The organism is Chromatiales bacterium 21-64-14 (assembly GCA_002255365.1).
Classification (GTDB): Bacteria; Pseudomonadota; Gammaproteobacteria; order 21-64-14; family 21-64-14; genus 21-64-14.
Genome location: NCBI01000016.1, coordinates 50,518 through 60,046, shown reverse-complemented (window position 1 = coordinate 60,046; position 9,529 = coordinate 50,518). Strand labels below are relative to the sequence as shown.

Here is a 9,529-nt window from a genome sequence, read left to right as displayed (position 1 = left end):
GGGCGGGTACCGGCGCGGGATCTGCCGGCGCTGGAGGCGCGGGTGGAGGCCCTGTTGCGCGAGCCGGTGGCGGTGCCGGAGACTCATCCGTTTACGTTGCAGCAGATGCTCCAGGACACCCTGGACCTGTACTGGCGTTTGGCCGGTGACATTTCAGGCGCGGGGCCGGCGTCCGTACCCCGGCGGCCGTAACCGATCCTGGGTCTGGGATATGATGCGCCGCCGGGATCGCCGGCTGTGATGGAGAATTGCGCGCGGACATGCAGCGGGTACAAGTCCTTCTGGTCGCGAAGCCCTGGCGGGGTGGGTTGGCCCGCTACGTGTTCCAGGCGCTCCAGGACCTGTTGCCGGGCGACGTCGCTTGGATTCCCACGTATCCGGTGGGTGCCGCGGATCGGCTGGCCTATGTGCGGGACCGGGCGCGCTGGCGCCGCGCCCTGGTGGCGCGCATCGGTGCAGTCCAGTACCGGGCCGCGCTGTTCATTAACCACTTCCCGGAGCTGGACGGTCTTCCGCCGGACGATCGCCATGTCCTCTGGCTCACCGACGGGCCGGAACCGGACGCGGGCGGCTTCATGCCGTATCATCGCGTGTTTGTGTCCGATCCTGGCTATGGCGAGGCGATCCGCGGTGCCGTGGGCACGCGGCGCTACGCCGGGGAACTGGCCTTCGCGTTCCACCCGGACATCCACCGTCCCCAAGCGGACCGCGGGCGGCCCGAGGGTTTCTGCATGATTGCCAACCGCGATGTGAAGCGGGATTTCCACCTGGGCATGCTGTTGGCGGTGGGGTTGCGTCCCCGGGTATACGGCAACTACTTTCTCCGGCATCCGCTCGCGCTGCGCCATCCCGGGTGCTTCCGGCCGCGCGTGTCCAACGATGCCATGGGCCGGGTCTACGCGCGCCACGCCCTGTCCCTGAATGTCCACGCACGCGTCTTGCGCGAGGGAACCAACATGCGTAGTTTCGAGTGTGCCGGTTATGGAGTCCCGCAACTGATCGAATACCGCCCCGGTCTGGAACGCCACTTCGAGCCCGATGCGGAGGTGGCGGTGTACCGGGAGCCGGGGCAGGCGGTGGACGCCGTACGCGGACTGCTTGCGGACCCGCGTCGCGCTCGGGAACTGGCGGCACGGGCAGCGCGCCGTGCGTTGGCTGAACACACCTATCATCACCGTTTAGCGCGCGCGCTGGATGGCCTCATATCCGCTGCGCGACTGCGCCGCCCGGGCCACTGAGCTTGCCGATGGAAGATGCCTGGTCAAATACGACGGGAGGCCGCGTGCGTGCTGATGTCACGTTGGCCGCGAGGGCGCGGCGGACCCTGGCGGAGAACTACGAGTGGCTGCTGATACTCAGCGTGCTGCTCCTGCTGTCCACCAAGACGCTGTTCAACGCCCCCATGATCTTCATGGCGTTGATTACGCTCTATCGCCTGTACCGGAACCGGCGCCCGATCCTGACGGACCCGGCGGTGCGTTTCATGGGCGTGTTGTTTCTGTGTTTCTGGGTGCCCATGGTGCTGTCTCTGCCCGGCGCCGCGGATCTGGAACGTGCCGCGAGCACCGCCAGGGATTTCCTGCGCTTCCCCCTGGACGGCATCTTTATGATTCAGGCCCTGCGCGTACCGCGCAACCGGGAACGCCTGTTTCTGGGCGTCTTCCTCACGCTGACCGTATGGAGCCTGGACGGTATGCTGCAGTTTTTTGCCGGCCGCGACCTGCTGGGCTATCCCTATCAGGGGGCCGAATTGACCGGCGTGTTTTTCCCGTACCTGCGTTTCGGCTTGGTAATCGCTACCGTGGCGCCCTTGTTCTTCGAAGGTCTGCGTCGCTACGGCCGGCGCCGGCGCTGGTTGTGGCTGTTGTTGGTGCCCTACGTGGCATGCGTCTTTCTGAGCGGGAACCGCACGTCCTGGATGATGTTGTCGGTAGCGGTGCTCGGCTACGGAATCTTTCTCTATCGTGCCTACGGGGGGGTGGCTTGGTACAAGGTCGTCGCCGCGGCCGTGGGGATTTTCGTGGTGCTTGGGCTGCTGGCCGTGAAGCAACCCTGGTTCGAGTCCCGGGTGCAGACCACTCTGGGCCTGTTCAGCGGGAACTACCAGGAGATCGACCGCGCCACATCCTATCGTCTGTCGATCTGGAAGACTGCCATCAACGTATTCGAGCACCACTGGATCAATGGGATCGGCCCCCGCGGTTTCCGCTATGTATACCGGGATTACGCCGGGCCGCATGATTTCTGGCAGCATCAGAATCCGCCGGAGGCGCCGACCCATCCGCACCAGGAATTGCTGGAGATCCTGGCCGGCACCGGCGTGCCCGGCGGAATCGGTCTGGTGTTGTTCTTCTGGGTGCTGGCCCGACGTCTGCGCGCCTCATCCCCGCAGGTGGCAACCGCGGCCATGCCATGGGTCGTTGGCACTGTGGTGGCCATGAACCCGTTGAACGTGCACATGTCGTTCTACGCCAGCTACTGGTCCACAGTGGCTTGGTGGTTGCTGCTGCTTGCGGTAGCCGAATGGGGTGCGGCCAGGGAGGGGGCTAGGAACCTGCCGCCAAACGTCGATACGCGGTGAGGAATCGGGGGATCACCGCGTCGGCCGAATAAGTATCCCGGTACCGGTTCAGGGCCTGTTGTCCCTTCCGGCTCCGTTCGTCGTGGTCAGCAGCGGCGGCTGACATGGCACGCGTTAGGGAACTGGGATCTCCGGGGTCCGCCAGGTAGGCCAGGTTGTCATTCAGCACCTCCATGGGCCCCCGGCAGCGGGTGCTCACGATCGGCTTGCCGCAGGCCATTGCCTCCAGCGCGACGATCCCGAAGGGTTCGTCGCGCGACGGCAGCACAAAGACGTGGCCGCGGGACAGGAAGCCCGGCACGTCCTCGATCCATCCCTCGAAGGAGACGGTATTCTCGAGCCGCAGATCCCGCGCCTGGCGGCGCAGACCGTCTTGTTCGGGGCCGCTGCCGCCGATCAGCAGCCGCGCCTCGCATCCGCGATCCAGCAGCTTGCGGAACGCCGCCAGCAACACATCGAAGCCTTTCTTGTGGACCAGGCGCCCGAGGCTGACGAAGACCAGCGCTGGGCCCGCGGGCTCCGTTGCGTGCTCCACCGCCGGCAGCAGGGAGAAGTGGGGTATGACTTCTATGCGCTGTGCCGCGACGTGGTGGATCTCCAGATAGCGGCGTTGGTCCAGGGTGCCGGGCAGGAACAGATCCACGTCGCGGTAGTATTTCAGCTTCACGTAGTTGTGCAGATTCGCCGCCAGCGGGATTCCCAGGGCACGCGCCGCCGGGCCGCAGAACCACGCGCCGCGGGCGAGATGGCAGTGGATTACGCTGGGCTGAAACTGGCGCAGCTGCGCGCGCAGGCGCCACCGCGCCCACGGGTCCCAGGGGCCGCGTACCCGGATCGAGGCCACCTCCACGCCCGGGAGTCCTTCGATCTGCCGGCGTTTCACGAAGTCCCGGTGGCAGACGGCGAGCACCTGCACCCCCTGTCCGGACAATGCCTGGCACAGGTCCACGAACAGCCGTTCCGCGCCTCCGAATCCCTTGGACAGCATGACCTGGGCCAACCGCAAGGGCGGGACTGCTTGCTTGGTCGCCATTCTATGGTGCAGGCTAATCGATTCGTGGGTGGGCCGGCGTAGGCACCCTGCGCGGATCACATGCCGCGCGGCGGAGCGGTGCGCGAAGGATCGAATATGGAAAATCTATCGGTATTTGTGACGACATTCAACAACGCGCGCACTCTAGCCCCTTGCCTGGAGAGTGTCAAATGGGCGGACGAGATCGTGCTTCTGGACTCGTTCAGTACCGACGAGACGGTGTCGATCGCCGAGCGCTACGGATGCCGGATCTTCCAGCACGAGTTCCTGGGCTACGGCCGGCAGAAGCAGATGGCCTTGGAGCACACGCGCAACCGTTGGGTCCTGCTGCTCGACGCCGACGAGGCGCTTGCGCCGGATCTGCAGGCCGAGATCCGGGCCCTGCTGGAGCGAGGGCCGCAGGCCGACGGCTACGAAATCCCGCGCCAGGAGCAGTTGTTCTGGCGAATGTGCAGCCCGCGGGTGCGGATGAATCACTTCTTGCGTTTGTTCGACAAACACAAAGGTCATGTCACCGATATGCCGGTACACGCCGCACCCAAGGTGGATGGGACTATCCACCGATTGCTGAACCCCTTCTATCATTTCGGCGAGACCGACATCCACACCAAGGTGGACAAGATCAACCATTACTCCACCGGCCTGGTCGCGGACAAACTCGGGAAGGGGCGCGGCCGCCACCCGTGGATCCTGGTGTTATATCCGCCCGTGTATTTTCTTCGTTCCTATGTGTTCAAGCGCAATTTCCTGAACGGTTGGGCGGGTTTTATCACCTCCGTGACGGGCGCCTTCTATGTGTTCCTGAAATACGCGAAGGTGTACGAGGAGCGCCAGTTCCAACGCCACGGCGAGCGCCTGATGCCGCCGGGTGCACCGGCAAGCCCGCGGGACTCGCGCGCCCAACGTTACTAGAATCTATATCAAAATCGCAGATCGGGCGTTCAGGCAAGGTGCGGGCCCGGCGAGGCGCGCCGTTTGCACCCAGTAAATGAGCACCGCAGCAGGGTCCGCAACGCCGCATGGGCGACCGGGATGCATTTTGAGATCGGTTCTAATCCGAATTATGGATGGTGTAGGTCGGGGGCGTGTCAGAGCTGTCTTAGGTGCCGCCGTGTGCTTGCGTGTCGAGGGCCGCTTGGAGGACTCGCTGCGGCGTGATGACGCGCATGCAGGAATGGTGGGAGCAGGTCTTGCGGTAACAGTTGATGCAGGGTAGTTCGGCCTGAACGGTGGCCACCGAGGGCCCGATGGGGCGTACCCTGCGCGGATCTGTGGGGCCGCAGATCAGCACGATGGGACATCCGGCCGCCGCGGCTACGTGGGCGGTGCCGGTATCATTGGCGATCACCACCCGTGCGCCCTCGCACAGCGGCACGATATCCAGGATCTCGGTTACGCCGCAGAGATTGACCACTGGCACGCCGGCGGATGCCTCGATGCGCTGGCATTCCTCCAGTTCGTCGGGTCCCCCGATCAGTACGATCTTCGCGATCCCCGCCTGATGTAGCAACTGCCCGAGCGCGGCGTAGCGCTGCGCACCCCAGCGTTTCAAGTACCCCGCGGCCTGACAGCCGGGCAACAGCACCGCGTATCCGCCTGGGGTGAGCGCGTGCTCCACGCTTAGGGCCGCGACGCGGGCGCGGCTGGCGGGCGGAATATGCAGTACCGGGCGCTCGCTGCGGGGTTCGATCCCCGCATTGCGCAGGGCGGAGGCCATCCGGTCGTGGATATGGGACGGCCAGGGCAACGGATCCGGGTAGAAATTGTATGGGACCACCCGCCGGTTCCCGATGCGGTAGCGCGGGAGGCGTCCGCGCAGCGCCAGCAGTCCGAGCAGGATGCGCGAACGGTCGCTGGACTGCAGGTCGACGATCAGGTCATAGCGCTGGGCATGGACGTGGCGTAACCAGCGGCGCATCTCCGCCGGTCCGCGGCCGGCATTGCGCAGGTCGAAGGCGAAGACCTCCCGGAAGCGCGGGTCGCCGCGGAACAGGGATTCCCACGGGGGCAGGGTGTTGAGATCGATCTCCCGCCCCGGGAACGCATGGCGTAGGTCATTCATGATGGCGGTGGCGAGCACCACGTCTCCCAAGGCGCTCCATTTGATGATCAGGATGCGCCGGATCTCGTCCCGGCCGGGCAAGTCGACGGCGGATGGCTTCAAGGTGGCGTGGATTCCCGGGTTCCGGCTGGCATGCCTCAAACCCGCATTATTCATGAACGCGGCGGCGCGCTCCAGTGGCGGCCCGGGGATCGCGCCATGGCATCGGAACGCGGGCTCGGGGCGGTGCCGGTTGTCAGCCCGATTCCCTACCCGCCTCCTAGCGGCGGTAGAGCACGTTCTTGCCGCTGGGCTGGGTCTTGAAACGCCGGTGTACCCATAGATATTGCTCCGGCGCCTTCTGGATCTCGGACTCGATGAGCCGGTTGATCCGCGCCGCGTCCTGGACGCGGTCGCCGCTGGGAAAGTCCTCCAGGGGCGGGTGGAGCACCAGTTGATAGCCGCGCCCGCCGGGCAGGCGGCGTTGGAAGAACGGCACCACCGGCGCGCCACTGATCCGCGCCAGGCGCGAGGTGGCGGTGATGGTGGCGGCCGGCACGCCGAAGAATGGCACATAGACGCTGTGTTCCCCCCCGTAATTCTGATCCGGCGCGTACCAGACCGGCATGTTCGCCTTGAGGCTGTGGAGCATGGCGCGCACGTCTTCCCTGGGGATCGCGCGTTCGAAGTGTTTCCTCCGTGCCCGGTGCATGACGGTCTCGAACACTGGATTCTTGTGTTCGCGGTATAACACGTGGAACGGGGCGGTCAGGGACAGCAGACGGCCACCGATCTCCAGGGTGGTGAAGTGGGCGCTCAGCAGGAGGACGCCCTTGCCCCGCTGGAGCGCCCCATGGAGGTGTTCAAGGCCCTCGATGTGGGCCAGGGGCCGTAACTGTTCCGCGCTTGCCCACCAACTCATGGCGGTCTCGAACGCGCCGATCCCGAGGGATTCGAAGTGGGCGCGAATCAGGGCAGCGCGGGGGCGGGAATCGAGTTCCGGGAAACACAAGCGCAGATTTACGTCCGCGATGTGCCGGCGCTCACGGGCAAAGGGCCGCAGGAGTCGGCCCATCCAGCGGCCGAGCCCCAGTTGCGCCCGATAGGGGAGTTGCGCCAAGCACCACATGAATCCAACGCCCACCCACGTGGCCCAATAACGCGGCCTGAACCGGCGCCGGTGCGGCGGAGTGGGGGTGGTTGTCGTCACGTTCGATCCGATGGGAGTCGAGCCTGGGATTCTACCGCCCACGTTACGATGGGCGCAAAACGCTGCCTCGAACCGGAACGGTGTCACCCCTGTGGTATCATGCTCGCCGTGTTGATCGGGCACGGCGGCGCGCGGGCATGAACCTGCAAATTCCCAGTTTCGAAGGGGCCCGGGTGTTGGTGGCCGGTGATCTCATGCTGGACCGGTACTGGCAGGGGGCCGCGTCGCGGATCTCCCCGGAGGCCCCGGTGCCGGTGGTGCGGATCGGGGCGTGCAGCGAGCGTCCGGGGGGCGCGGGCAACGTGGCCCTGAATATCGCGGCCCTGGGGGCGCGGGTCACAGCGTTGGGTTATACCGGTGCCGACGAGGCCGGTCTGCGGCTGCGGGGGCTCCTGGAACAGGCGGGGGTCACGCCCCATATCCTGGTTTTGGACGGATATGCCACGGTCACCAAGCTGCGGGTGCTGAGCCGGCACCAGCAACTCATCCGGCTCGACTTCGAAGACGCGACGGTTACGCATGATGCCCCCGGGTTGCTGGACGGATTCCGCGACGCCCTCTCGCGGGCGGACGTCGTCGTGCTGTCGGATTACGGTAAGGGCGCCTTGCAAGGGGCCCCGGCGATGATCCGTGCCGCGCTGGAGGCACGCCGTCCGGTACCGGTATTGGTGGACCCGAAAGGGCGCGATTTCGACCGCTACCGGAACGCGACCCTGGTGACTCCGAACCGCGCCGAATTTGAGGCGGTGGTGGGTCCGTGCGAGGACGACGCCACGCTGGTGGAGAAGGCGCGTGCGTTGCTCGCGGCCCATTCCATTGGCGCCGTGCTCATCACCCGGGGTGAGCAGGGGATGACTCTGGTGCGCCCCGATGCCGAGGCCCTGCACTTGGCGGTCCACGCGCACGAGGTGTACGACGTCACCGGGGCCGGGGACACGGTGATCGGGGTGCTGGCGGCGGGTCTCGCGGCGGGCATGGACCTGGGCGCGGCCACTGCCCTGGCGAATCTGGCGGCGGGCATCGTGGTGGGCAAGCTCGGCGCCGCCAGCGTGTCGGTGGCGGAACTGCGCCGCGCGCTGCGGGAACAGGACGGCGTGCGGCCCGGAACCCTGGAGGAGGCCGAGCTGGCGGATGTCGTGGCAGAGGCACAGGCCGCGGGGGAACGCATCGTGCTGACCAACGGATGTTTCGACCTGCTCCACGCCGGACATGTGGCGTACCTGGAGGAGGCTCGACGGCTCGGTGACCGGCTGGTGGTGGCGGTCAACGACGATGCCTCGGTGCGCCGCCTCAAAGGACCCGGTCGTCCCGTCACGCCGGTTTCCCAGCGCATGGCGGTGCTCGCGGCGCTGCGTTGCGTGGACTGGGTGGTCGCGTTTTCCGAGGACACGCCGGAGCGTCTCATCGGTCGGCTGCTCCCGGATGTGCTGGTGAAGGGAGGTGACTACCGTCCCGAGGAGATCGCCGGGGGTGCCCAGGTGCAGGCCAACGGCGGCCGGGTCCTGGTGCTCCCGTACCGGGATGGATGTTCTACCAGCGCCTTGATCCGGGCGATCCGCGCCCCGGAGCCGGCGCACGGGCCGAAGGCGCCGCACGGGGAGTCCCCGGACGGCGTATGACCGGTGGCGGGCCCGGGCGCTGCGCACCATGTAAGGTCCGGAAGAGCCGGACCACTGGACAGGAACCATGATCATCATCACCGGTGGCGCGGGATTCATCGGCAGCAATCTGGTCAAGGCCTGGAACCGGCGCGGGCGCGACGACGTGCTGGTGGTGGATGACCTGCGTGACGGTGTCAAGTTCCGCAACCTCGTGGATTGCGACATCGCGGACTATCTCGACCAGGAGGATTTTTTGTCCCGCGTCCTGCGCGGTGAGGAATGGCCGCAGGGGATCGACGCGGTGTTTCATCAGGGCGCCTGCTCCGTGACCACCGAGTGGGATGGGCGCTACATGATGCGCAACAACTATGAGTACTCCAAGGTCCTGCTCGAGTACTGCATCGATCGTGGCATTCCATTCCGTTACGCCTCTTCCGCCGCGGTTTATGGGGCGGGTCGGGCGTTTAGGGAGGAGCGGGCCAACGAGGCGCCGTTAAACGTGTACGGCTATTCGAAACACCTGTTCGATCAGCTTGTGCGCCGGCGGCTCGCGGCGGGCGCGCGCCGGGTGGCGGGCCTGCGCTACTTCAACGTCTACGGACCCCGGGAGGCCCATAAGGGGCGCATGGCCAGTGTGGCCTACCACCTCGATCGCCAGTTGCTCGCCGGGGAGCGGCTCAGATTGTTTCAGGGTTGTGACGGCTACGGTGACGGCGAACAGTGCCGCGACTTCGTCCATGTGGAGGATGCCGTGGAGGTGAACCTGTGGCTGCTGGATCATCCCGAGGTCTCCGGCATCTTCAACGTGGGCACCGGCCGCAGCCAGACCTTCAACGATGTCGCCCGGTCCGTGATCGGTTGGCACGGTCGCGGCGAGATCGAATACATTCCGTTTCCGGAGGAGCTGCGCGGGCGTTATCAGAGTTTTACGGAGGCGGATATCCACGCCCTGCGCGCCGCGGGCTATGCGCACCCGTTCCGGAGCGTGGAAGAGGGGGTGGGCGACTATATGGAATGGTTGCACGGCGGCGGATGAGCCGGACGCGCCAACCCCGCCGTCGCC

The 9,529-nt window shown here is 66.2% G+C and carries 9 protein-coding genes; 6 read left to right on the top strand and 3 right to left on the bottom strand.

Annotated elements, in window-relative coordinates:
* From B7Z66_09225 to B7Z66_09215, 3 genes are all read left to right on the top strand, one after another.
* Nucleotides 1-192, top strand: a 192-nt coding sequence (locus B7Z66_09225) for a hypothetical protein (GenBank protein ID OYV76377.1), incomplete at its 5' end; no start/stop codon positions are given.
* A 68-nt stretch (nt 193-260) separates the two neighbouring features.
* Nucleotides 261-1,238 (top strand): hypothetical protein, encoded by a 978-nt coding sequence (locus B7Z66_09220; protein ID OYV76376.1) that lies wholly within the window; start codon nt 261-263, stop codon nt 1,236-1,238.
* 8 nt (nt 1,239-1,246) lie between these two features.
* Nucleotides 1,247-2,581 (top strand): hypothetical protein, encoded by a 1,335-nt coding sequence (locus B7Z66_09215; GenBank protein OYV76375.1) that lies wholly within the window; start codon nt 1,247-1,249, stop codon nt 2,579-2,581.
* Here B7Z66_09215 and B7Z66_09210 read toward each other — a convergent pair.
* A complete protein-coding gene (locus B7Z66_09210; protein ID OYV76382.1) occupies nt 2,547-3,569 on the bottom strand; it encodes a hypothetical protein in 1,023 nt (340 codons plus the stop codon). The genes B7Z66_09215 and B7Z66_09210 overlap by 35 nt on opposite strands.
* A 141-nt stretch (nt 3,570-3,710) precedes the next feature.
* Between B7Z66_09210 and B7Z66_09205 the strand changes: the two genes are divergently transcribed.
* Complete coding sequence (locus tag B7Z66_09205; GenBank protein OYV76374.1) at nt 3,711-4,526, top strand: hypothetical protein; 816 nt, start codon at nt 3,711-3,713, stop codon at nt 4,524-4,526.
* A 187-nt stretch (nt 4,527-4,713) separates the two neighbouring features.
* Here B7Z66_09205 and B7Z66_09200 read toward each other — a convergent pair whose 3' ends face one another.
* Entirely contained in the window at nt 4,714-5,832 is a 1,119-nt protein-coding gene (locus B7Z66_09200; protein ID OYV76373.1) for a hypothetical protein, read from the bottom strand.
* Nucleotides 5,833-5,935: 103 nt separating this feature from the next.
* Nucleotides 5,936-6,784 (bottom strand): lipid A biosynthesis acyltransferase, encoded by an 849-nt coding sequence (locus tag B7Z66_09195; GenBank protein OYV76372.1) that lies wholly within the window; start codon nt 6,782-6,784, stop codon nt 5,936-5,938.
* A gap of 218 nt (nt 6,785-7,002) precedes the next feature.
* Here B7Z66_09195 and B7Z66_09190 point away from each other — a divergent pair, with 218 nt between their 5' ends.
* The gene (locus B7Z66_09190) at nt 7,003-8,484 is read left to right on the top strand and encodes a bifunctional heptose 7-phosphate kinase/heptose 1-phosphate adenyltransferase (protein OYV76371.1); all 1,482 of its coding nucleotides are present in this window, start codon (nt 7,003-7,005) and stop codon (nt 8,482-8,484) included.
* 67 nt (nt 8,485-8,551) lie between these two features.
* Nucleotides 8,552-9,502: an ADP-glyceromanno-heptose 6-epimerase gene (locus B7Z66_09185; protein OYV76370.1), complete on the top strand. Its 951-nt coding sequence runs from the start codon at nt 8,552-8,554 to the stop codon at nt 9,500-9,502.
* Nucleotides 9,503-9,529: the final 27 nt, after the last annotated feature.